The following is a 24,107-nucleotide window of genomic DNA, read 5'->3' on the forward strand; positions in this document are numbered from 1 at the left end:
CCTTAGAACTTCACTTCTTCCGGTTCATGTGTAAATGATGAAAATGTAGCTGTCGCATTCTTAAAATAAAATACCTCTGTATTTCCATCATCTGCTGAGTACATATTCTGTAAAGATGGATAAGCATCAAGCATAGACTGTCTTGCTTCTCTTCTATCATCTTCTACAAGTTCTCCTGCTACACGAAGCCACTCTCCATTCTTAAATGCACAGATTTCCACCTTTGGATTTGCATGAATCTGTTTTGAAACATCTTTCACCTTTCCGGTCTGAATATACAGTTTTCCTTCAAAAATATGTGCTGTTCCAAAAGGTCTTACCCTTGGCTGGTCTCCTTCCATTGTTGCCAAATAATATGTCTCTGCTTCTTTTAAAAAATTTACTACTCGTTCCATGGTATAAGCCTCCTGTTATTAAAATCTGTCAATAATAGAATTATACCACTATTTCCACTTTTCACCAAACACAATACCATAGATTTTCTCAGACATAAGCTATTGTCCAGACTACAGTAACTGTAATCTTTTATTATCAGCTTCAAACTCGGGAGTTTGACAGTTGAATAATTAAAAATCACCCTGCAGGCCTTATAAAACCTGCATTTTTTATGTCAAATTTTACGTTTTTATATGTACTTGTTTATAATAGTGTGGTGTAATAAAAGAAAAAAGGATTTATTTATCATGTATATCGCAATCACAGGCAGTAAAAATAATAAAGATGTATATATTTATCGTTCTTTCCGCAAAGAAAACGGAAAATCCTCTTCATGTATTTATAAAAAACTTGGGAAGTACAATGCCCTTCTTGAACAGTTTGATGGGAATGAATACAAGTTGATGGTGTGGGCAAAGGAACAGGCGGCAAAAGAAACAGAACTTTATAAGCAGCATACCGGAAAAGTGTCTGTAGAGTTCTCCAAAGCGGCAACTTTTATACAGCAGACCAGATATTGGAAACATTACGCTCTATGCAAATGACTCTGCTGAACACAGCGAGCGGATATATCCCCTCTTATACAAGAACCGAACTAACCGATGCCTTACATAAAATATTTGATTTTAGAACGGATCATGAATTCATTACTAAAGCAGATATGCGGACCCTCATCAAGAATACAAAACAGATAAAATCAAAGCAAGGATAATATAGTACATATCGCTGCAAAAAGAAAAACGGCCACAACACCCATATTTACTGGGTTTGTAGCCGTTTTGTCACCTTACAACTGTCAAAGATGGGATCTTAACACAAACGCAAAGGCAGAACAACCAATTGCCGGAATCATCAGAATGATTGTTACTTTACCGTAAATCTGCAAAACTGCGCACAGCCTGTACTCTGTTTCTGTTCAGAGTGTACATACATTCCCACTGTACAGCCGGTAAAACCGCCTGACGCTTCTGTACACATATGGCTGATATCCACCTCCCTGATTATACATTGTGATTTTTCTTCCGCCTCAGGCCGAATCAGCCATACCTGTGCCAGGCTTTGGTCTACGCTCAATCTCAGGGTCTGCATACCTCTTTTCTCTGTTTTCTTTTCTGCAAGTATCTTCTCTGTTCCATTGATACATACTGTGACATAGATATAGCCGTCTGCCCCCACTTCTCCATATTCTGCCAGAAGATAATTCTGAGAATTCTGAAGATAGGCAATTCCGGCTCTGTCACCTTTTTCTCCTGCTTTTAACAAAAACTCCGTCTCTGCCTGAAATCTATGGTGCTTTTGTCTCACCGCAACATACGAAGGACTCCCATTATCCCCAATTGCCACAGCTTTTGCAGGAAGTTTTAAACATTCTTCCTGTTCATCTATTGTATAAGCATTCGGCTGGGGATTTCTGAGCATCATAAAATCCGGTGGAAGCTTTTTATCTGTCATATTTTTGAAACTGTAATTTCTGACTTCATTCAGTTCTCCGGGCATAGAGTTATCCTTCTCACCAGGCAGACAGATTTCCTTTTCCAGCATTCCTACTCCCGGGTTTACCACCGGCCAGTCATCCTCCCACTCTACCTTTGCCAGAAAAGTCTCTCTTCCCAGAAATGTCTTTCCGTCCACAGGTCTGCAGCCCAGAACAACCATAAACCAGTTTCCCTGTTCATCCTCAGTCAGATCGCAATGTCCTACACAGGTAATCTCCGCATTTTTTCCCAAGTGTCTGTGTGTCAGGATCGGATTTGTCCCTGCATATTCATAGGGGCCAAAAATATTTTTACTCCTGGCCACCATTTCACTGTGATGCTCCTCTGTTCCACCTTCTGCATGAAAAATATAGTAATAACCATTTCTTTTATAAAGATGAGGACCCTCCGGCCAGATTGCATTTCTCTGGAATCCATATAAAACAGGATGCGCCTCCCCTTCTAGCCTGAAAGTCTGCAAATCCAGCTTCTGTATCCATATTTCGCAATCACCATTGTACCTGCCGCCACGGGAATTTTCTCTCTGCCCGATATAATAACAGGTTCCATCCTCATCAAAGAATAAGCTAGGGTCGATTCCCCTGGCATTTTCCAAAAAATGAGATTCTGACCATGGACCCTGGGGATTTTTTGCAGTTACTATAAAATTTCCGCCGCCAGATATATTGGTAGTAATCAGATAAAAAGTTCCCTTATGCCACCGAAGTGTAGGAGCATAAATCCCCTCATTATGTTCACAGCCCTGTAAGGGCAGCTGGCTCTCCCGTGTCAATATATTTCCGATCTGCTCCCATTGTGCCAGATTTCTGCTGCGAAATACAGGAATTCCCGGAAAATATGCAAAAGTAGATGTAACCAGATAAAACCACTCTCCCACCCTGCATATGGACGGATCCGGATAAAAGCCACTTAAAATCGGATTTTTACAAGTTATCATTGATCATTTCCTCCCGTAAATCAAATATGAAATCTGTAGACTCTCTTATATGCTTTTCAGCAAACCCTATATCAGTGAATGCCAGATTATAAGATCTGGCACTCTCCATTTATTTTACAATATATTTTTATTTTTGATAAATTTTCTACATAGGTACATTCTGCATTGAATATCAGATTTCTGGCTGCATTCATATAATTCACATAATCCATATTAGTGGTATACCACACATTTTCATGGTTTGAAATCTTTCTGCAGAAGCTTTCCATTTGCTCCCATGTCTGTTCCCGTTCAAACTCAAAGCTGTGTCCCCATACATAGAGAAGAGGAAGCTTCTGATAATCTGGTTTGTGCAAAAACTTTTCTGCAATTCCCCTGAATGCATCATTGTGATGACAGGACGGAGTCCACCTCATAAAATCCTCCGGAATGCGGAAATTTTCTGTAGACTCCACAGTCCTGCTGTATGCAAACCCAAGATTCTTCAGGGTATTGATGACCCTTTCGTCATATTCTCCAAATGCATAAGAACATCCTCTGATAATCCTTCCCGTTTCTCTCTCCAGACTGCATCTGTCCTGATAAAATTCCTGAACCAGTCTTTCCTGCGAAAGATGTGTGGGATACTCATGTGCAACACCATGACAGGCAATTTCATGTCCCTGATATAAGCTTTTCAGTTCTTGTGTTTTTATAAATCCTTCTGTATCCAAAGTCCCTGAGTTCAGATGAAATGTTGCTTTCAGATTATATTTATTAAAAATATCAACCAGTCTTCTATCAAAAATCTGGCCATCATCATAGCTGAATGTAACTGCCCGGTCTTTCCACTGCGGATAAAACAAGTCAAATTTCATAAGCTCAGTCTTCTTTCTCCCAGATTATCTTTACAGGCTCTGTTCCGGTAAGCTCTATACTTCTTTCATCTGGCTGGCTACAGCCTGCAAAAATCTCATATTTCCTGCCATCCTCTACGCGTTCTCCATTTTCATCTACCACTGTAAATGCCTTTTCCCAGACAGGAACCATAACTTTTCTGCGTTCTTCTGCTTTTATAAAAATTCTCTGGAATCCTCCCAGTGCAGGATTTGGAATTGCATTTTTACTGTCAAGATTTTTTACATAAACCTGGACAACTTCCTCAGTATCTGCATTACCCTTATTATATACTTCTGCCTCTACTGTTATCTTCCGTCCGCACTGTCTTACCTCTGCATTTTCTACTTTTACATTGCTGTAGGTAAGTCCATATCCAAAGGGGAACTGTGCTTTTCCTTCCATATAACGATAGGTTCTGCCTTTCATGGAATAATCTGTAAATTCCGGAAGTTCTTCAAGGCTCTCGTAAAAGGTAACCGGAAGTTTGCCGGATGGGGAGTTTTCCCCAAACAGAATTTTGCTGCCGCTTTTCCGCCCTGACTTCCCGGATACCACAGAACCATAACTGCATCAAATTTCTCTGCTGCATAGCTCATATCAATATCACTTCCTGCCATCAGACAAAGAACCACCGGTTTTCCGGAACCAGCCATTGCTTCCATTAAATCAATCTGGGACTGAGGAAGCTTCAGGCTCTCTTTATCTCCGGATGCATAGCTGTTTCCGGTATCTCCTTCTTCACCCTCCAGTGTCTCATCCAGACCTACACAAAGAATCACCACATCACTGTTTTCTGCAACGATCTTAGCTTCCGCAAGACGATCTCTGCTGAATGCCAGAGGTTCTGTTCTGTCTCTAAACAACTCGCTTCCTACAGAACTAAGAATTCTCACATCCTCACCTACATAATCCTGGATTCCCTCCTGGATTGTAATATATCTGGATGCAGTTCCATGATAATTTCCAATCAAAGCCTTTCTGCTGTCAGCATTAGGTCCCACAATTCCGATTGTTTTGATATCCTCTTTTTTTAATGGAAGAATTCCATTATTCTTCAAAAGTACAAAACTCTTCGCTGCTGCTTTCTCTGCTGCTGCCAGATGTTCTGCTGATTCTACTTCCCTATAGGAAATATTATCATATTCACTGCCATCAAATAGCCCAAGAAGATATCTGGTAGTAAAAAGTCTTACTGCTGATTCTGTAATCCTTTCCTCTGTGACAAGCCCCTTTTCATATGCTTTCATAATATGAAGATATGTATTTCCACAGTTCAGATCGCAGCCATTATTAATGGCAAGTGCTGCTGACTCATAAGCTGTATTAGTCACCATATGATGTTCATGGAAATCTCTGATCGCCCAGCAGTCTGATACAAAATGTCCTTGGAACTTCCAGTCATCTCTCAGTTTTTTCTGCAGAGCAGGGCTTCCACAGCAGGGTTCTCCATTTGTGCGGTTATATGCTCCCATAACTGCCTCTACATCAGCCTCCTCTACTAGGCTTTCAAATGCAGGCAGATACGTTTCTTCCATATCTTTTGCAGATGCCTTTGCATCAAACTCATGTCTGATCGCTTCCGGTCCGGAATGCACTGCAAAATGCTTTGCACATGCCGCAGCTTTCATAGTTTCTCCATTACCCTGAAGAGCTTTTACAAAAGCTACTCCAAGCTCTTTGGTCAGATACGGATCTTCCCCGTAAGTTTCATGGCCTCTGCCCCATCTCGGATCACGGAAAATATTTACATTGGGGGACCAGAATGTCAGTCCTTTATAAATATCTCTGTCTTCTTCACTGGAATATGCATTGTATTTTGCACGTCCTTCTGTTGCTACAATATCTGCCATTTCAGCTACGCAATCTCTGTCAAATGTGGCAGCCATGCCAATTGCCTGCGGAAATACAGTTGCCTGTCCTGCCCTGGCTACCCCGTGAAGTCCTTCATTCCACCAATTATAAGCAGGGACACCAAGTCTCTTTATAGCCGGCGCATCATATCTTAACTGACTGGCTTTTTCTTCCAGTGTCATTTTGGATACCAGTTCCTGTGCTTTCTTTCTTGCCTCGTCTCTGTTCATACAAGCCTCCTTTTACACATTCCTTTCATACATCATCCTTTTACAGCACCTGTAGTCAGACCTTCTACAATCTGATTACTGAACAGGCAGTATACAATAACGGTAGGTGCGATTGCGATAATGATTGCTGCGAACATCTGTACATAGTTTGTGGCATATGGTCCTACGAAATATGTAAGTGTTACAGGCAGTGTTTTCTTTGCCGGATCTGAGACAAATACCATAGCCAGCAGCAGCTCATTCCAGTTACCTACGAATGTCATAAGACCTGAAACAAAGAATCCTGTTCTGCAAAGGGGAAGTGCGATTCTGAAAAAGCATCCATAAATTCCACATCCGTCAATGGCTGCTGCCTCAAATAATTCTCCAGGCATAGATTTGAAAAATCCTGTCAGAAGGAAAATAGTCATCGGAAGGGAAAACGTAATATACGGGATCATCAGACCTACTCTTGAGTTAGTCAATCCCATCCCTGCAAAACGTACGAACAGCGGAATCAGGATACAATGTACCGGAACCATCATTCCGATCAGGAAAAATGTGTGTGCTGCTTCTGATAATTTCCAACGCATTCTTGCAATGGCAAATGCTGCCATTGCTCCAAAAAACAGACTGACTACAAGTGTGATTCCACAGACCAGTACTGAGTTTACAAGTGCAATTCCAAGCTTACCCATTGTCCATGCCTGCTGGTAATTTTCCCAGTGAAATACTTCCGGCAGGGCAAATGGAGCTGCCATTACGCCTGCATTATCTTTTAATGAAACACATAACATCCATAACAGCGGAGCCACATAAATCACAGCAAGTGCAATAAGAAATATATAAAGAATTACTGTAACAGGCTTTACCGGTTTTCTTGATTTTTTTGTCTGCATCTCTGTTACCTCCTAGCCCTCGTAAGTTTCAACTTTAATTACTTTTTTAACCAATAATGTTACGATCAGACACATAACCAGTAAGACTACAGAAATCGCACTGGCATAACCATATTTAAAATAGTTAAAACCTTCCGCATAAAGTTCTGTCGCAAGCACCTCGGTTCTGTGGTTTGGTCCACCCTGAGTCATGTTATACACAAGGTCAAAGAATTTAAGAGAACCGATACAGTTCAATGAAAGTGAAGTTACCATCATTGGTTTAATCAACGGAAGTGTAATGTAACGGAATGACTGTGTCTTTGATGCGCCGTCTATATAAGAAGCTTCATATATGTCTCTGGAAATTCCTGTGATCTGAGCCATATAAAGCATCATATTCTGTCCAACATACTGCCATAAGGCAACAAACGCAATCACCCACATGGGAAGTACAATAAAACCTTTGGAATCCATCAGCCAAAGAGGGCCTTTGATTCCGAACTGTGCCAGCAGATTATTGATACCGATCTTTGGGTTAAACATAAATGCCCATAAAAGACCTAAGGCTGCTGAGGAAAGAACGGATGGAAGATAATAAATATTTTTGAAAAGGTTTCTGCCTTTCTTAATATTGGTAAGCATAACTGCAAGACCAAGGCCGATCACCTGCTGAGTAATAGCAGAAAAGATCATAAAGAAAATAGAGTTCTTTAACGCAATTTTAAATGTAGAATCTTTAAAAAATAGATTTTTATAGTTTGCAAGTCCGGTAAATTTGGGCGGTGTCAATGCCGCATAATCGCATAAAGAATAATAAACCATCTGCACCATAGGGATAACCAGTACCAGGACAAACATGATCAGTGCCGGTGCGATAAATATGAAAATAGCCTTCTTATTACGTAAAATTTTATCCATAATTGCCTCCATTTAAAAACTGCTACGGAACTTTTTTCTTCCGCAGCAGCCATGTAAATTCTGTACTATCTATCCACAATTATTTCCAGACGTTTTCTTCATAGAAATCCTGTACTGTCTGGAAGGCTTCTTCCGGAGTCTGGTTTCCAAGGAATATATCAACCATTGCATTGTCGAAGCAGTCACCTGCTTCTACAGATGCCAGAGATTCATTGTAGAATCCAAAAGTACCAGTTGCTTTGTCCATAATATCCTGAACATATTTCAGCTGTGCAGGAGCTTTGTCATAGTCAATGTCAAGATCTTTGATGACCGGGAATTTTCCTCCTATTTCTGCTGTATATTTCTGTGCTTCTTCATCTGTAAACATCTTCATCAGTGCAATTGCTGCATCCTGATGCTCTGTTGTAGAGCTCATCATTAAGTTGTCTGTTTTAACGATCATACGGTTCGGATCATTCGCTCCGTCGATTCCAGGGAACTGGAATACACCGCATTTGCTCTGGAAATCAGGATTATTGCCATTGATCTGAGCCATAGCCCATGATCCCTGTACCAGCATTGCTGCATCTCCATTGTAGAAGTTTGCTGTAGCCTGATCATTGGAGTCGCCAGCTGCTGTTTCCTGGAAATACTGAGATAACTCTTTTAATTTCTCACCTGCAGCAATACAGTTATCGTCTGTCCAGTTTGCTTTATGATCTGCGATTGCCTGAAGATCTACACCTGAACGGTCACAAAGATAACCTGCGATCATTGACAGGCACCATGCAGTTCCTGCGGAACAGGAGATTGGTGTAATACCAGCATCCTGCAGTTTCTTACATACATCGATCAGTTCATCATAGGTAGTCGGAACTTCTACTCCGGCCTTCTCAAAAAGCTCTGTGTTATAGTATACACAGGCAGCTGCGAAGTTTGTAGGAACTGCCATAATCTTTCCATCATAAGTCAGTCTGTCAAAGATTCCATCTGTAAATGTTGCGTACCAGTCTTTTTCCTGATTCTCAAGAATATCTGTCAGGTCTGCTGCTGCTCCTGCATTTACATATACATCCATGTTGGGTCCCGGGTTACAAATGTATACATCCGGTGTCTGTCCTGCTGCGATCAGGGCATTTAATTTTCCGTCATATTCTTCCAGATTTGTTGTGATCGGTGTTACATGGTATTTCCCTTCATATTCTGTATTGAAGCGATCAATAACATCTTTGTATCCTTTGGAAACCAGATCCTCTGTAGCTTCCAGGTCATCCCAGAACATCCATGTGATTTCCTCTGTGTCATCTGCATATACAGGCACTGTTACTGCCATGGTTCCCGCTACCATAGCTGCTGAAAGTAATACTGAAAGTAATCTCTTCTTGTTCATTTTTTTAATCCTCCTTTTGATTCATTACCTCGTTTCTTGATGGTTCTACTATATCAGAATGTCCTGTGATTGGCTCCATAATTCTTGTCATGTTGCTATCAATTCTTGCTATTTATCTGCTACTATTTTCTTTGATATGTCAATTTTAATAGATTTTTATATTCTTTTTTGTGTATTTTGACATATATTTTTATTATTTCAATTTTTCCAATGTTATATATTGCCATTTATACATGTTTTTGATACATTATATACACAAACATTAAAAAGCAACATTTGCTATCAAAAGCAATAATTAGGTGTGAAAGGAGTCCATATGATCCATAATTTACAGGGAATTCATGAAACCGTTGATTACAAAGCAGATACCCAGATCTGTCTTTATTACAATAAGGAAGCCGAAAACTATCCGCCTCACTGGCATCCCTCATTCGAAGTGATCATGCCTGTTATTAATGACTACCGGGTTGTCTGCGGTCATAACGATTATTTTATCAAAGAAGGAGAAATTCTTGTTATATGTCCCTGTATACTTCACGAGCTCTTTGCTCCGGCTACAGGAGAAAGGATTATTTTTCAGCCCAGCCTGAACCACATCAAGCTAAAAGAGCTAGATCTGATCACACCACTCCTCAGTCCTGCCATTCTGGTCACCAAGGAAGAATATCCACAGGCCTATGAACACATCCACCGTCTTATGTTGGAAATCAAGGATGAATATATGAATTTTACCACCTATTCTGAAATTTCCATCATTGCAAAATTCCTGGAAATCTTTGTGGATATTGGCAGAAATCACAAAGCTTTTCATCAGCAGGACGGAGACCGTGATATTCACCATCAGAAAGAATATATGGAAAAATTTCTGTTTATCACCGACTATATCAGCAACCACTTTTCTGAAAACCTTACTCTGGAGGAGGTTGCCAGTCTGGCAGGGTTCAGCAAATATCACTTTGCCCGCCTTTTTAAACAATATACTAATTCCTCCTTCTACAAATTTCTGAACCAGAAAAGAATTGAATACGCAAAATCTCTTTTGCTGGATCCGGAGCTTGCTGTTACCGAAGTGGCAGTACAATCAGGCTTTTCCAGCCTGTCCGCCTTTTTACGGATGTTCAAACAATTAAACCTGTGCACTCCCACAGAATTCCGAAATATGTATGATTCACACTTCCAAAAAACACCTGCTTCCGGGAAAAAGTAATCCCGGAAGCAGGTGTCTGTATTTGCCTGTGTCCCATTCTTCTCATCCGAATCAGCATTTTTATCTCTGCCAAGTATATGATCAAACTTATCAAGAATATCCGTCATCAAGCCTTCATCAATCCGACTTCTACACTCTGCAATCAATACATCAGAAATTCCATAAAATGCTTCTGCAATACTGCCTGTAATAGCACCAAGTGTGTCAGTATCTCCACCAAGTGATACTGCATTCCGTATGGCATCCTCAAAATCTTTGGATTCCAGAAATGCAATAATTACCTCCGGTACTGTTCTCTGACAAGTCTCGTCCATATGATATCCCGGTCTGATCTCATCAAGTGTTCTATCAAGATTGTAATGAAACTCCCTCTCGATGTATTCTTTAATTTCTTCTTTTGAAGATTCATTCCTAGCCATGTATATTGCACTGGCTGTTGCCTCTGCACCCTTAATGCCTTCCGGATGATTATGTGTCACATTTGCTGTCGCTCTTGCCACCTCTCTCGTTCTTTCCAGCGAATCATAAAGCCATCCCACCGCTGACACTCTCATGGCGGATCCATTCCCATAACTTCCGTATGGCTTAGGATTTCTTTCTCTAAGCCAATACCTGAATCTTCCACCATAACCTGCATATGGATATCTTTTTCCCCAATCCTGCATATTAGTTACTACTGCTTCTTCAATTTCCTTTACTGTAGCTTCCGGTCCAACTGCAAGAAGAGCTTCTCCAACTGCTATTGTCATAACAGAATCATCTGTAAAGTCACAGCCTTTAGTAAACAGATCAAATTCCTTTGTTTTATCTCCTCTATCAAATTCAAATGGACTTCCTATAATATCTCCTAAAATTGCTCCGTACATATATGCCTCCAATCTCCGGATTGCTCCGGCAGCTCTTTTTCTTTGTTACAATATGAGTATAGTTGAGCGGCATCTTTATATGGTCGCTGTCCGGGCGACACTTTTTAGGACAAAACATACGCCGATACTATAAGTACCGACGTAACATATGACAATCAATATTTACTTGTAAACTCTTCATAGAAAATGTCTTCTTCCTCAGCAGTTGTGTCCTTATCAATAAATTCCTGTAGATCTTTTTTCATGTTATCAAAGACTTCCTGACTATGCCTTTTATCACAAAAAGCTGTATGCATCATACTTCCATATACATCTTGCTCCTATACTCCAAGAATTTCATTCGTATACTTAAACAAAGTTACATTCAACTGCATCATATCATACTGCTTATCTATTATTGCCTTCTGTACAATCAGATCTACCTTACTGCTTGGGCTGAACGCCCAGTCCGCTCTGGCAAGTAAGTCTTTTGACTGTTCCAAATCAAGGTGCAGTGCAATACAGAGTGCCATTACCGTCTTTTTCTTTGGATGATAGTTCTGGTCACACTGAATCTTTGAAAAATGTTTCCTATCAAGATTTGCCCGTTTCCACACATCCTTATTATCGAGATGTGCTTCATCAATCAGCTCAAATAATTTGTCATGAAACGAAACTCCAATATTCGCAAGCTGGTCTTCCAATGATATATTTTCTAACGACATGAGCAATTCTGTCATGCCAGTATCTGTCATTTCCTCAAATGGATAGTTGTCTTCTTCTCTTTGAAGCATTTCTTCATTGAAATCTTCTTCTGCCAATTCTTTTATACGAGTACTTCTTCTGCTCCTTATCGGATACTCTTTTCTATGGATTTCTCTGACGTAATTTGCATCTATATAAGAATCAATATCCCCAACAATCTGACCGGACAGTTCGCCTTATCTCCTAATTCTCATCCGATTCGCAATAACATTAGTTGCATTTTGTTTCATCGCTTTCAATATCTTTAAGTGTAATACCGTCTGCATTTTCCCAGCTTGTCAACCCGTTAGCGCTCTTACCTACCACAAACATTGCTGCTCCAGATGGACTTGAAAACAAAACATCCTCCTGTAGAATGCCCTCTACAATATTGGCTTTATTCCTCTTTTCTTTAATACCCGCTGAGATTGTCTCATCATCCTCTGGAGCAATATGACTCCAAGTGTTCTTTTACATTTTCTGCTTCTCCGATATATACTGAATCTGTTCCATCATCTTCTTTGCAAAAGAGGAACTATACTCCTGCTTGAGTAATATCCTCTCTATAGCACGAAGATAATTCAATTCTTGGTATCTTAATTGCTTTTCTATTCCAATTTGACAACTCCGCTATAGTCAAGCTATCGGCTGTTCCATTGACCAAAAACAGCTCTATAGACTTTCCATACGCCATTGCTATTCCTCCCCTGTTCTATCCTTGGTTTAACACCTACTCAGCATACTTTTCAATCCAATTTTCGCCATCATATTCATCAATTTGTTTTACTAATCTCGTAAGATAATCTTGCAACCTACTATCCTCTTCACTGGCATGGCAGTTATCTGATACTTATAATGAATTACAACTATTCTCAGTATAGCATATATTGCTTAATTAAGTATCCATAATTTGCCTTATGAGAAGATTTGAAAGAACGAACCAGTATGTATTGCGGATGAAGTACCATTTGACATTCCAGAGAGTTGGGAATGGGTAAGGTTAGGAAGAATTGTTTACAATAAAGAGCAAATGAAACCTGCGGATGATTTCTGTTATATAGATATTGGATCTATTAATCAACGATACTAAACTACATCGAGCACTTATACCAGTTCCTCCGGAAGCGGAACAAAAGCATATCGTAAAAAAATCAAAGAAGTTTTGCCTTATGTTGATATATCTGCGCCAGGAAAATTGTCTCTGCTGAATATAACAAGATGCTCACACATAATCTACATAATTTTTTTCAGAACTTGAAGACCGCATAGTCTTGTTACATATGCAGCAAAAAGAGGTAAATTCCACTGTTGTTTCTCTCGAATCTCAGATACGTCATCTTCAAGAAATGCTAAAATATGCCGAACAATATCAGAAAAATAAAATTTTTCCAACATTATCACTCCCTATAAGCTCTCTCTATTTGAGGTAATATCTGCGACAAATCACCATCTACCCCTATTGCCTTATCTGCAATCTGTGTTGGAATATAAATCTCACCTTTGTTAAAAGTTATATAAAAAACATTTGGTTCTTTTGCTGCAATTTTCATAAACGGTGCTTTTATCATCTGATTTCTGGCACCGATTCCAAATTCCAAAATCAGCAGTTTTTTCCCTTGAAAACGCGCCATAAATTTCTGATAATTCTGATAACTCATCTGTGTCTCTGAACCCTTGATAAAGTTCTGATTTACTGGCACATGAATCTTCATAACACCACCACATTTTGGACATTTCGGCAAATATTCTGACGGAATTTCCATTCCATGCTCATGTTCCCTCATAGTTAATACTACTTCTCGATTGGAGTAAATCTGCTTGTGACAACCGTTCGCACACTGCATATCTTTCATGTTGCCCTCTAATTCCCAAATATGCTGACGTTCAAACCCTGCCATTGCAAAATGATCATCTGTATTAGAAGTCACCACAAAATATGGTTTATCTTTTACAAGTGTATATAGTATCTGCATGAGCGTGCTTGACTGTGTATGATACATATAATAATATGCCATACGGCTATAATAGCTCCACATTTCATTTTCTGATTCAAATCTGCTGAAACTTCCCTGAATCAAACTTCTAAAACCATATTTTTTCTGAAAGTCAGAAAAATAGCTCTGAAATCTCTCATCGTTTGCAAAAATATTATATCCTTCCGCTATGGATAATCCATTACTTGCACCAATCAGAATTCCATCTGCGTCTTTTATTTTTTCAGCAATTTGTTTATATTTTTCTTCCATTATTTCATTCATCCTCATCTGCATGAATCGCCTCAATCAGCATAATAACCGGTCTTAATCCATCTACACAGGAAAAAACACCTTTGTCATCATCTACCATCCATGTACCTCTCGGCTGGAGAAGTTCTCCTTCTGATAGCATTTTTACCATCTCTTTTATTGGTTTCCAGGCATACTCACACAATCCTTCCGGTTTATGTTCACCGTCACTGACAAAAACCTGCCCTGTTTTATGAAATGGACAAGCTTCAAACCCTGAAACTGCATATTGCTCTGCAAGCTTTTGATCCATTTCTGATTTTAAAATCGTTATTCTTACATCTCGCTTCATTGAATCTGTCCCCGTAATTTTTGCAAAAAATACAATAAATCTTCATTTATAGTTAAGCATTTTCCATTTAAATGCTCAGGTGAACTACCTGCATCCAGATTTACTGTTACCAGAAAAGTATCCGAAAAATTATATGCCATATCCCAAAAAGGTAATTTGATCACACTCGGTGTCATATCTCCAACACCTAATTCCAGCAATAACAATTTTTTATTTTTGTAGGTATCAACAAAATTTTTATATTGTTGATATGCTGTTTTCCAGTATTCTCCCTGCAAAAAAGTATTATCCTGTACCCACGGAACCATCTTCCATCCACACTTCGGACAACGTGGAATCTTTTCTGATGGTATTTCCTGGTTATCATTCATTGAATCCAGCATATCCTGGATCATAGCATAGTTTTCATATATTTGATCATGACAAGGCTGACTGCACTGGAAGTATCGAAAGTCTCCCTGGAACTGACATATTCTATTCTCTGGGAAAACTTTCGGAATCTGAATGTCACAGTTTGTCGTCAGAATAAAATATTCTTTTCCTTTCAGGCATTCATAAAGATCACGATACGGCTGTCCGGCAGGAGACGTTTCCATGAATGTAATATATCTGGAATAAAATCCCCATTGCTGCTCTGACTTTGAGTAAACATAATAAAATCCCTGAAATAGATTTCTGATTCCATAAGTCTGTTCAAAATCTTTAAAATACTTTTTGAACATTTCATTGCAATGATAATGATTATATCCCGCTGCACTGGACATTCCAGATCCAGCCCCTACAAGAACTGCATCTGCCTGCCGGATCAGTTCTGCTACATTTTTTATTTTATCTTGATTCATTCCGCCCCTCATTAAAATTCTTTCTGGCATCAGCTAATACTTTTGCAATATCTTCGTGAATGGCAAAACCTTTCTGCTTCAATTCTTCCGGTACAAGTGCATCTCTGGGGTTAATCGTAATATAATAAGCATCCGGCCATGCATATGTCATCTGCCAGAATGGTTCCTGAATAAACATAGGAGTCATACGACCTACACCAAGTTCCAAAAACAGTATCTTTTTATTTTTGTTTGTCTTTAAAAATGCATTTAATTTATTGTATTCTTCACGATATTTTTTACCTTCCAGAAATGTCCATGACCGAACCCATGGTTCCATTTCTGCACCACATTTTGGACAACGTGGAATCATATTCTTTGGAACACGCAGGTTTTCATCAATACTTTTATTTAACTTTTGCAGTGTGTCCACCGAGCTGTAAAGCTCATCATGACATCTGCGGCTGCACTGAAAGTATCTCCAGTCACCTTGAATTGCACTGATTTTTTCTTCTGGAAATACACGGGTAAACTGTGTATCCTGGTTGGTCGTTAAAATATAATAATTCTCATCCTTTAAAATATCATACAAATCATAATAAGGCTGACCCGTTTCCGCATCCAGGATCATACAAAGATTTCTTGCGATAAATGCCCAACGTTCTTCACTGGTTCGATACCGATAATAAAATCCATCAAATGAATTACGATATCCATACTTTTTTTCAAACTCACCAAGATTATCTATAAAATCCTTATCATGCTCATAATAATGACGAAATCCCGCCGCTGCAGACATCCCGGAAGCAGCCCCAACAACAATAGCATCCGCATCTCGAATGTGTCGAACCAGAGAATTTACTGCCTCTTTATACTGTTCATTTTTCATAATGGAAGTTCTCCTCACTTTTTCTCTTGTTGTTATTTTATAACTAACTTCTTTGTAGTAGTATATCATCACTTCATCTGCGCGTCAAGTAGCTGTTATATTATTAATTACATCGTAATCAGAGCCAGCTAAAACAGTAATAGCTGGCTCCAAATAATAACAAATTACTTATAAATCTCTGTGATTAATTCCTTAGATGTTTCAATAAATCCAGTAATATTCTCATCTGTCATGGGAAGTGTAAGTGCAATCTGTCCTCTCACAACTGGATAATACCCTCTGACAGCCATCTCTAATGCGTAAATCTGCATTGCATTACCGTTAGTATTACCCCAGTAATCTCTGATTGTGTTGATTTTTCTATCTACATTATCTGTAAATGCATATCCAAGAATAGAATGCTCTCCATAATAACTAAATGGTATTTCATTTTCAATTGCCCATGAATTAATTTCATTTTTAATTCTGCTTGCCTGTCCATTTAACTTTTCAAATGCAGCTTCATCTAATTGCTTTAATGTGGCAATACCTGCCATGGCTGCCATTAGATGACCATGATGTGTTCCTGATAAAGCTACTTTATTTTCAAGCACTTCCATAACTTCCTTGCTGCCACCAACTGCACCAATTGGAACAATTTTTCAGGCATACTTGCTATTTTCTTCTATTCAGCCTTCCCCTCCGGGAAAATAATTTTAAACACAAAGAAAAAAATCACCATGGAAACTCCACCTGTAATAATTGTCACAAGCATGTTATAGACTGCCGGGGCCACATATGCAGATGCAACTGGCATCCACAGATTATTAAATCCATTACAAATCAGTGAAATTACCACCCATGCAACAAAATACCAAATTGCCTGATATACAGGATTTCCATGGCTTTTAAAAGTAATATTTCTCTGAAGTGGAAAATTGATACACTGTGCAAGAAATGACCCCAATTCATAACTGATAAAATAGCCAAGTCCACCACCGATCAGTATATTTCCCGTTGCATCACGCAATACATTATACCCCAGCAAACTCCATGTAAATTTTACTCCAAACAGATTCATGGAAAACTTTGGCCACATAAACTCTATACCAGCCAGTCCAATTCCCAAAATCCCTGGTAAAAATGTAAATACAAGATACTGGAATACTGTCACGCCCATACTGAATATAACAAAATAGAATATCTGATAAAGCCATTTTGCAATAGCAGAATGTTTCTCTTCAAAACATTTCCATATATTTTTTATATGATTCATCTGCACTTTCCTCCGGCTCCTTTTAATAATTTTTCATATTTCTTATTATTTCTTCTGTTTCTGAAATATCCGCCAATTATTTTTTTTACCCCAAGCATAAAGTGGCCATTCACAGCATCGACAATTCCATATACCATTTCCATACTAACTGCCCCACCGGTCATCTTGGCAATCCCCCGAAACGGCATATTATAAATAAAAAGAATATTCAGATCCGGCTTTCCCTGTGCCTCACTCTTCTTTTTCATTTTTGTGAGACATCTATATATTAGTCTTGCAAGTCGGCTTTTTGCATAATACATCTGACAAATTGCATCATTGATTTCCAGATTTCCACTCCATCTTCTGTTCGGTATCTCATGGCCAAGAAGTTCACGAAATTCCTCATCTGATATTTTCTGCACGATTCCTGTATAATAGTAAGGCATTTTTGCCGGATTATACGGATACCCTTTACTATTTCCTGTTCTCTCGGTCATACCTGTTAAACGAATATCTGCAACACTGGCTCCTACCATAATCTGATAAATTCCTGTTTCTATTTCCCACTGTCCCGTTTTTATATTCCAATAACGGAATGTCTTATCATCAAACGGAATCCTGAGCTGTCTGCTTTCTCCTACCTTTAGATAAACTTTTGCAAAACCTTTCAGTTCTTTTTCCGGTCGGAACACGATTGCATTAGGAAGTCCTACATACATCTGAACAACCTCAGCTCCATCTCTGTCACCTGTATTGGTAACCGAAACTTTGATTCCATCCTCTTCTATAATAAGATCAGAATATGTAAATTCCGTATAGGAAAGCCCAAAGCCAAATGGATATTGCACCCAGACTTTTGAAGTATCATAGTAGCGATATCCTACATAAACACTCTCGCGATATTCCGATGTTTTCTCATTACTTGGATAATATCGGAATGCCGGTGTCTGTTCATAAGATATGGGATATGTTTCTGCCAGTCTTCCTGATGGATTCACTTTTCCGGTCAGAATATCCAATGTTGCAGAAGCGCCTGCCTGTCCATTCAGATAGCCATGCAAAATCGCTTTGCAGCAGGTGTGCCATGGCATTTCTATCGCAGATCCTGCACTCAGTATTCCAATAATATTTTCATTCACTTTACTGATATCCTGCAGAAGATCTATCTGATCCTGTGGAATACGCATATGGGTTCTGTCCAGTCCTTCTGATTCACTAATCTCATCAAGACCAAAGCAGAAAATCACAATATCCGCGTTCATAGACAAATCTAATGCAAACTTTCTATCATTCTCATCTACATCTCCATTTCTCTGATAGCCTCTTGTCATCCCCAGAATATTCAGATCATATTGTTGCAAAATAGATGACATATCTTCTACTTTTGTTGGATTGACCATAGAAGATCCTGCCCCCTGATATCTGGGTGAAAAAGCAAAATCTCCAATAACAGCGATGGATTTTTTGGTATCCAGCGGAAGAATCTGTTTTTCATTTTTCAGAAGAATCATGCTTTCTGCTGCTGCTTTCCTTGCCAGTTGATGATGTGCGTTTCTGTCAAAGTTTTTATCTGAAAGCTTCTTCTCTGATGTCAGTTCCATCACTGCATCCACCAGTTCTCCAACTCTTTCATCCAAATCCGCTTCCTTCAGCTTTCCATTTCGGACAGCAGCAATCACTTCTCTTGCAGAATCGTACCCACAGGACGGCATCTCCAGATTTGAGCCGGCAGCAACACCTTTCACATGGTCATTGCTTCCACCCCAGTCTGTTACTACAATTCCATCAAATCCCCATTCTTTGCGCAGGATATCTGTCAAAAGATGTTTGTCCTCATTAGCATAAATCCCATTAATCTGGTTGTAACTGCTCATGATTGCTTTTGCGTGTCCTTCTTTAACAGCTATCTCAAAACCGGTCAGATAAATTTCTCTTAATGTCCGTTCGTCAACAACTGCGTCCATTGCCATTCTCCGAAGTTCCTGACTGTTAACCGCCAGATGCTTCGGGCAGGCATAAACGCCTTTACTCTGTATTCCACGAATATATGACGCTGCCATCTTCCCGGAAAGATATGGATCTTCTGAAAAATATTCAAAATTTCTTCCGCATAATGGGCTTCTTTTAATATTTAATCCCGGACCAAGCAGGATATTTACATCCATACTTGCTGCTTCCTCTCCAAGAGCCTGTCCAATCTCTTCCCCCAGATCCTGATTCCAGCTGTTTGCTATCGTCGCTGCTGTGGGAAAACAAGTTGCATTCAAGGATGCATTCAGTCCCAGATGGTCTCCTGCTCCTGCCTGTTTTCTGATTCCATGCGGTCCATCTGAAAGAAAGATGGACGGGATGGAAAGCCTGTCAATTTCTCTGGTCTGCCAGACAGTTTTTCCACTGAGTATCGCTGCCTTTTCTTCTATTGTCATCTTTTCAACCAATTTTTGCTGTTTCATAACTGTTTTCCATCCCACTTTCATCCTTATTCAGCATTCTTTCTTTTTTTATATCCTCTGATTACCAGTACTTCCATTCCTGCCATGAAAAGTGCTATTACAATGTCGATACCAATTCCTGCTTTTTTCCAGTTTTCCATACCTGTTTCTTCGTGTTCTCCATCATAAGCCCAGCTGCTTACAACTGTATACATGACATTTTTGCAGGCATTCCTCATCTGAAGTACAGATGTTGGATGCTCCGGATTGGCTACATTGTTCTCTTCTCCGTTGAATGTGGACAACATTGCATCTACTCCATTCGCCAAAGCTGCATCTGCATTCATAAATCCATGACCATTGTTTCGGAAGAAGTCTGTAAGAGCCATTCCCCTGAATCCCCATTCATCTCTGAGAACTGTATTCATAAGGTTACTGATTTCTCCAGTCCATTTATCTCCAAGGAAACTCCAGGAAACCATAACCGCATTTGCGCCACCCTGTTTTACAGAAATTTCAAATGGTTTCAGATAGATTTCCCGGATTGCCTGCTCATTTGACCAGACACTTACCATCTTTGCATTTCCCTCATACAGAGCAAAATGTTTGATATAAGAATAAACTCCATATTTTCTTGCTCCTTCTACTGCTTTTGCTCCCATATTTCCTGCAAGAACTCCATCTTCTGAAAAGTATTCATAGTTTCTTGCTCCAAATGCGGTTCTATGAGTATTCATACCTGGTGCATACCAGCCCTCTGCACCCATTTCCTGACTGATCTTGCCCATGCATTCACCCCAGGCCTGTGCAAGTTCCTTATTCCATGTGGAAGCAACCACAACTTCAATTGGAAATCCAATAGAACCAATTCCTGTAAAGTTGTTATTAATTGCTGCTGGTCCATCGAAATCAAGTGTAGCCACTTTTCCCACAGAATCCATGGCTGCTGTCTGATAACCAGCCATTGCAATCATATTTGCCATTTCATCAACAGTAAGCTGATCCAGAAGTTTTTCCCAACGAGGATCGTCATAATCAGCATCTCGCATATCAGCTAATGTAAGTCCATTATCTACTCCCGTTGTCGGCATTACATCCTCATCATTGAGGTATGTAGTCTTATCAAAGTTGCTGTTCAGATGATATTCAGAAACATATGGCTCACCCAGCTCTGCAGATGCCGGTGCTGCTATAGCCTCTTCATAATTTGCAAAATGATCTGCTCGTGATAAATATGTCACATCGCCTTTTGCATCTTCAAATACATTTGTTGCTGCAGTATCATCTGATGCTCTTTTATTTTCTCCCTTATATACTACATCTTTATCTGCAGTATAAGTTTTCTGATCCAGCACAGTATGTGAATCGCTGTTGATAGAAATCACATAATCGCCTTTTTCAAGAACATATGCTTTTGCATTATTCTCATCATAAGAGGCCATATCTTCTATACTGAATGTAACTGTAACAGTCTGAGATTCTCCCGGCTGAAGCAGATCTGTTTTTGCAAACTCGATCAGATTTGCAGAAGATTTCTCAATTCCGCCATTTGTATATGGCGGTTTATAATACACTTCTACTACATCTTTTCCGGCAACATCTCCGGTATTGGTTACTTCTACATCTACAGAAATCTGTCCGTCTTTTTCTTTCAGTTCACCCATTTTCTGTTCAAATTCCGTGTAACTCAGACCATATCCAAATGGATACTGTACAGTCTTATCGTAATCAATCGCACCTTCCTGTGCAGCTGTTTCATAGTACTTGTATCCTACATAAATGCCTTCCACATAATTGGTAAATGCCGGAGCATACACCTGCGCAGTTCCTGCGTTCATTCCTTCAACGGCCATATCTGCCAGATTTGTATACTCCGTTTTTTCTGCATTATTCCACCACGGAGCAGTCGTCATGTCATAAATAAATGTATCCGGTGTTTTTCCGGAAGGATTGACTTCACCTGAAAATACTTTACCAAGTGCATTAAATCCCACATTTCCCGTTCCGGGACACCATACAACAGATTTAATCTGAGGATATTCATCTGCGAAACCAAGTTCAAACTGATTTGCTCCATTATAAATCACAATCACATTATCAAAGTTTGAGCAAACCATATCCACCATATCTCTCTCAGTTTGTGAAAGCTGTAAATAATGCTCTCCCTCAGGAAAATCATCATATTCATCTGAATTATTATCATATGCTGCTTTTCTTACATCCATAGGAATATCATTATGACCTTCACCTGCTTTTCTGGAAAGAACCACAACTGCTACATCAGAATACTCTTTCGCACTTTTAATAAGCTCATCACTGTAAGTATCTACAGGTGGCTCCGGTAATGTCCAGCTCTGTTTCTGGATAGACATTTCCGGATTATCTGCACCATAATTGTTATAAAAATCAACCAGTTCCTGGTTAATAGAAAATCCGGCATTTTCAAGTCCCTGATTCAGACTGACAATATCATACAGATCATTAATTCCACCGGAACCAGCTCCTCCGTAAGCCGGATTAATAGATTCCCAGCCAAAAATATTCAGTTTTTTTGTTTCATTTAAAGGAAGCAGCCTTTCATTCTTCAGAAGAACAATTCCGTCTTCCATAATTTCTTCTGCTGCTTCCGCAGCTTCTTCATTTGTTTCATCGCTTAAAGTTCCATTTCCCGTTGCCAGTCCAATCAACGTAGCCATTGGTCCAAAACAAATCATATTCACGCAGACAACAACTGCAAGAACCATTGCGATTGCAGCTTCCCCTCTTATCAGAAATCTTTTGTCCCTGGACATCCTGCGGCACGCTATCATAATTACGATTCCAATTACAAGTGCAGCAATAATACCGATAATATACGGTTTGCATAATTGTAATACCGCCAGAACATCTTCCATTTCAACACTGATCATTCTCTTTTTCCTCCTTTGACTCTCTTGTCTTTTTCAGGTATCATTTCCTGTTGGCATTACTATAACATGGTTATTATTTCGTGCCGTTTTTGGCACAAGATGCAGCAAATATGGCACAAAATACAAAATACCCAGAGCATTACAATACTCTGGGTAAAAGAATCTTTAATTCAAACCAGTTCTGCTGTACTCCAAATACTACAGAACCATCATATTTTTCTACAGCTTTACGAATACTCTTCAATCCAAAACCATGGTTTTTACTATCCTTTTTTGTTGTTGTAATCAGATCCTCTTCATTTTTGGAAATTTCTGCTTCACAATAATTCTCTATCTTGATGAACACAAATCCTTTTTGAGCGGATACTGTCAGATGGATCAGTCTTTTTTCCTGATCTGGAATTAAAATTACATGTTCAATCGCATTATCCAAAGCATTTCCAAATATAGAACATATATCTGTTACATGCATATGATCCAATAATTTTCCATCTGCCACACAGGTAATCTGTATATGATTTTTTCGACAATGGAAAATCTTAGCTGCCAAAATCGTATCAAGTACCTGATTCCCCGTTCTGCTTATATTTTCAAAAGCAGCGATTTCATTTTCCATGGAATCAATCCATTTTTTTCGTTTTTCTTCATCTGATTCCGCACGAAGTCCCGTTATCTGGTGTTTCAGATCATGGTATTTCATTTGTATGAGATCCAGGCTGTCCTGATAATTTCGGTATTGATCATACTGGCTTTTCAGCATCACGTTCATTACTGAAAGTTCTTTCTCGGCAACATACTCACTGATCCTGCTCTGATAAGCATGCAGGATTGCAATTCCCCCAAAATCGATCAGTGTTCTGATAGAAAAAATATCTGCACGTTCTCTGCTCGCAAATGGTACATTTTCATTTAAAAAGCTCAGATTACTAAAAGCAAAGATTGCAACAGCCATGATTGCCGCCGCTGTTACTTCCTTTACTGTCATCTGTTCAAGATAATTCTGCTTCAGAAGATCTTTTTCTAAATAAATATCAATCGTAAAGCAGCTTCCAAAAACAACCATCGTGATCAGAATTTCAACCCAGAGGCTCTGATTCCCCCATGCCTGTACAATAGATACCATCTGCCACTGCAGCGAAGCTGCAAACTCAGCAAGAACAAATGCACGGGCACAGCAATAAGCCGCTCCCAGAGGCTTCATATTTCCTCCGACCATAAGAAATCCATACATCATACCTGCAGCGATCATCATACAGGGAATCCACAAAATTTCAGTTACGCTGCCTGTCAAAGTCAGAAAAATACTCTGCATTGCCAACATGAAAAGACTGCCTGTAAGAAAATGTACAGATTTCATGTTTTCTTTTTTTAGGATATAAAGATAAACCAGACATGATCCCCACTCTGCTATTGCCGTATAAATTCTTGGAATATCCTGATATAACATAGTATCCTCCATTTCACATGA

The 24,107-nt window shown here is 39.3% G+C and carries 21 protein-coding genes and 3 pseudogenes; 2 read left to right on the forward strand and 22 right to left on the reverse strand.

Features of this window, described 5'->3' with window-relative positions:
* Nucleotides 1-2: 2 nt before the first annotated feature.
* Nucleotides 3-395, reverse strand: coding sequence for a pyridoxamine 5'-phosphate oxidase family protein (locus AC04Q4_RS05120; RefSeq protein ID WP_173737209.1), 393 nt, complete (start codon nucleotides 393-395; stop codon nucleotides 3-5).
* Nucleotides 396-683: 288 nt separating this feature from the next.
* Here AC04Q4_RS05120 and AC04Q4_RS05125 point away from each other — a divergent pair.
* Nucleotides 684-929, forward strand: a pseudogene (locus tag AC04Q4_RS05125) (IS1634 family transposase); the annotation flags it as partial.
* 370 nt (nucleotides 930-1,299) lie between these two features.
* Here the strand turns inward: AC04Q4_RS05125 and AC04Q4_RS05130 are convergent.
* From AC04Q4_RS05130 to AC04Q4_RS05165, 8 genes and pseudogenes are all read right to left on the reverse strand, one after another.
* Complete coding sequence (locus tag AC04Q4_RS05130) at nucleotides 1,300-2,868, reverse strand: glycoside hydrolase family 43 protein (RefSeq protein WP_178774197.1); 1,569 nt, start codon at nucleotides 2,866-2,868, stop codon at nucleotides 1,300-1,302.
* An 86-nt stretch (nucleotides 2,869-2,954) separates the two neighbouring features.
* Nucleotides 2,955-3,725: a polysaccharide deacetylase family protein gene (locus tag AC04Q4_RS05135; protein WP_178774198.1), complete on the reverse strand. Its 771-nt coding sequence runs from the start codon at nucleotides 3,723-3,725 to the stop codon at nucleotides 2,955-2,957.
* Nucleotides 3,726-3,729: 4 nt separating this feature from the next.
* On the reverse strand, nucleotides 3,730-4,149 hold the full coding sequence (locus AC04Q4_RS05140; protein WP_476389082.1) for a fibronectin type III-like domain-contianing protein: 420 nt from the start codon (nucleotides 4,147-4,149) through the stop codon (nucleotides 3,730-3,732).
* Between the two features lie 15 nt (nucleotides 4,150-4,164).
* Nucleotides 4,165-5,828 (reverse strand): annotated as a pseudogene (locus AC04Q4_RS05145) (glycoside hydrolase family 3 C-terminal domain-containing protein); the annotation flags it as partial.
* A gap of 32 nt (nucleotides 5,829-5,860) precedes the next feature.
* Nucleotides 5,861-6,706: a carbohydrate ABC transporter permease gene (locus AC04Q4_RS05150; RefSeq protein WP_195456751.1), complete on the reverse strand. Its 846-nt coding sequence runs from the start codon at nucleotides 6,704-6,706 to the stop codon at nucleotides 5,861-5,863.
* Between the two features lie 12 nt (nucleotides 6,707-6,718).
* Nucleotides 6,719-7,606, reverse strand: a complete 888-nt coding sequence (locus tag AC04Q4_RS05155; RefSeq protein ID WP_119240730.1) for a carbohydrate ABC transporter permease — start codon at nucleotides 7,604-7,606, stop codon at nucleotides 6,719-6,721.
* Nucleotides 7,607-7,685: 79 nt separating this feature from the next.
* A complete protein-coding gene (locus tag AC04Q4_RS05160; RefSeq protein ID WP_195456750.1) occupies nucleotides 7,686-8,978 on the reverse strand; it encodes an ABC transporter substrate-binding protein in 1,293 nt (430 codons plus the stop codon).
* 610 nt (nucleotides 8,979-9,588) lie between these two features.
* On the reverse strand, nucleotides 9,589-9,954 hold the full coding sequence (locus tag AC04Q4_RS05165; protein WP_243251679.1) for a hypothetical protein: 366 nt from the start codon (nucleotides 9,952-9,954) through the stop codon (nucleotides 9,589-9,591).
* On the opposite strand from AC04Q4_RS05165, the gene AC04Q4_RS05170 reads away from it, so the two are divergent.
* On the forward strand, nucleotides 9,910-10,185 hold the full coding sequence (locus AC04Q4_RS05170) for a helix-turn-helix domain-containing protein (protein WP_243873797.1): 276 nt from the start codon (nucleotides 9,910-9,912) through the stop codon (nucleotides 10,183-10,185). The two genes, AC04Q4_RS05165 and AC04Q4_RS05170, sit on opposite strands and share 45 nt — an antisense overlap.
* A gap of 161 nt (nucleotides 10,186-10,346) precedes the next feature.
* Here the strand turns inward: AC04Q4_RS05170 and AC04Q4_RS05175 are convergent.
* From AC04Q4_RS05175 to AC04Q4_RS05235, 13 genes and pseudogenes are all read right to left on the reverse strand, one after another.
* Nucleotides 10,347-11,051: pseudogene (locus tag AC04Q4_RS05175) on the reverse strand (ADP-ribosylglycohydrolase family protein); the annotation flags it as partial.
* Nucleotides 11,052-11,371: 320 nt separating this feature from the next.
* Nucleotides 11,372-11,851: a hypothetical protein gene (locus AC04Q4_RS05180; RefSeq protein ID WP_173737204.1), complete on the reverse strand. Its 480-nt coding sequence runs from the start codon at nucleotides 11,849-11,851 to the stop codon at nucleotides 11,372-11,374.
* A gap of 154 nt (nucleotides 11,852-12,005) precedes the next feature.
* Nucleotides 12,006-12,107, reverse strand: coding sequence for a DUF4357 domain-containing protein (locus AC04Q4_RS05185; RefSeq protein WP_244092496.1), 102 nt, complete (start codon nucleotides 12,105-12,107; stop codon nucleotides 12,006-12,008).
* Nucleotides 12,108-12,309: 202 nt separating this feature from the next.
* Nucleotides 12,310-12,468, reverse strand: a complete 159-nt coding sequence (locus AC04Q4_RS05190; protein ID WP_244092493.1) for a hypothetical protein — start codon at nucleotides 12,466-12,468, stop codon at nucleotides 12,310-12,312.
* Nucleotides 12,469-13,171: 703 nt separating this feature from the next.
* Entirely contained in the window at nucleotides 13,172-14,020 is an 849-nt protein-coding gene (locus AC04Q4_RS05195) for a Sir2 family NAD-dependent protein deacetylase (protein ID WP_243251668.1), read from the reverse strand.
* A 4-nt stretch (nucleotides 14,021-14,024) separates the two neighbouring features.
* A complete protein-coding gene (locus AC04Q4_RS05200; RefSeq protein ID WP_349055762.1) occupies nucleotides 14,025-14,351 on the reverse strand; it encodes a TIGR04076 family protein in 327 nt (108 codons plus the stop codon).
* Complete coding sequence (locus tag AC04Q4_RS05205; RefSeq protein ID WP_476388615.1) at nucleotides 14,348-15,193, reverse strand: SIR2 family NAD-dependent protein deacylase; 846 nt, start codon at nucleotides 15,191-15,193, stop codon at nucleotides 14,348-14,350. Before AC04Q4_RS05205 ends, AC04Q4_RS05200 begins: the two co-directional genes overlap by 4 nt.
* Entirely contained in the window at nucleotides 15,180-16,061 is an 882-nt protein-coding gene (locus AC04Q4_RS05210) for an SIR2 family NAD-dependent protein deacylase (RefSeq protein ID WP_173737200.1), read from the reverse strand. The genes AC04Q4_RS05205 and AC04Q4_RS05210 overlap by 14 nt, the downstream gene beginning before the upstream one ends.
* 164 nt (nucleotides 16,062-16,225) lie before the next feature.
* Nucleotides 16,226-16,660, reverse strand: a complete 435-nt coding sequence (locus tag AC04Q4_RS05215) for a hypothetical protein (RefSeq protein WP_476388616.1) — start codon at nucleotides 16,658-16,660, stop codon at nucleotides 16,226-16,228.
* 65 nt (nucleotides 16,661-16,725) lie between these two features.
* Nucleotides 16,726-17,316: a hypothetical protein gene (locus tag AC04Q4_RS05220; protein WP_476388617.1), complete on the reverse strand. Its 591-nt coding sequence runs from the start codon at nucleotides 17,314-17,316 to the stop codon at nucleotides 16,726-16,728.
* The gene (locus tag AC04Q4_RS05225; RefSeq protein ID WP_476388618.1) at nucleotides 17,313-19,751 is read right to left on the reverse strand and encodes a glycoside hydrolase family 3 C-terminal domain-containing protein; all 2,439 of its coding nucleotides are present in this window, start codon (nucleotides 19,749-19,751) and stop codon (nucleotides 17,313-17,315) included. Before AC04Q4_RS05225 ends, AC04Q4_RS05220 begins: the two co-directional genes overlap by 4 nt.
* A 26-nt stretch (nucleotides 19,752-19,777) precedes the next feature.
* Nucleotides 19,778-22,639 carry a glycoside hydrolase family 3 C-terminal domain-containing protein gene (locus tag AC04Q4_RS05230; protein ID WP_476388619.1) on the reverse strand — a complete coding sequence of 954 codons (2,862 nt, stop codon included), beginning with the start codon at nucleotides 22,637-22,639 and terminating at the stop codon, nucleotides 19,778-19,780.
* 139 nt (nucleotides 22,640-22,778) lie between these two features.
* On the reverse strand, nucleotides 22,779-24,086 hold the full coding sequence (locus tag AC04Q4_RS05235) for a GHKL domain-containing protein (protein WP_476388620.1): 1,308 nt from the start codon (nucleotides 24,084-24,086) through the stop codon (nucleotides 22,779-22,781).
* Nucleotides 24,087-24,107: the final 21 nt, after the last annotated feature.

The organism is Blautia sp. HA8986 (genome assembly GCF_056504635.1).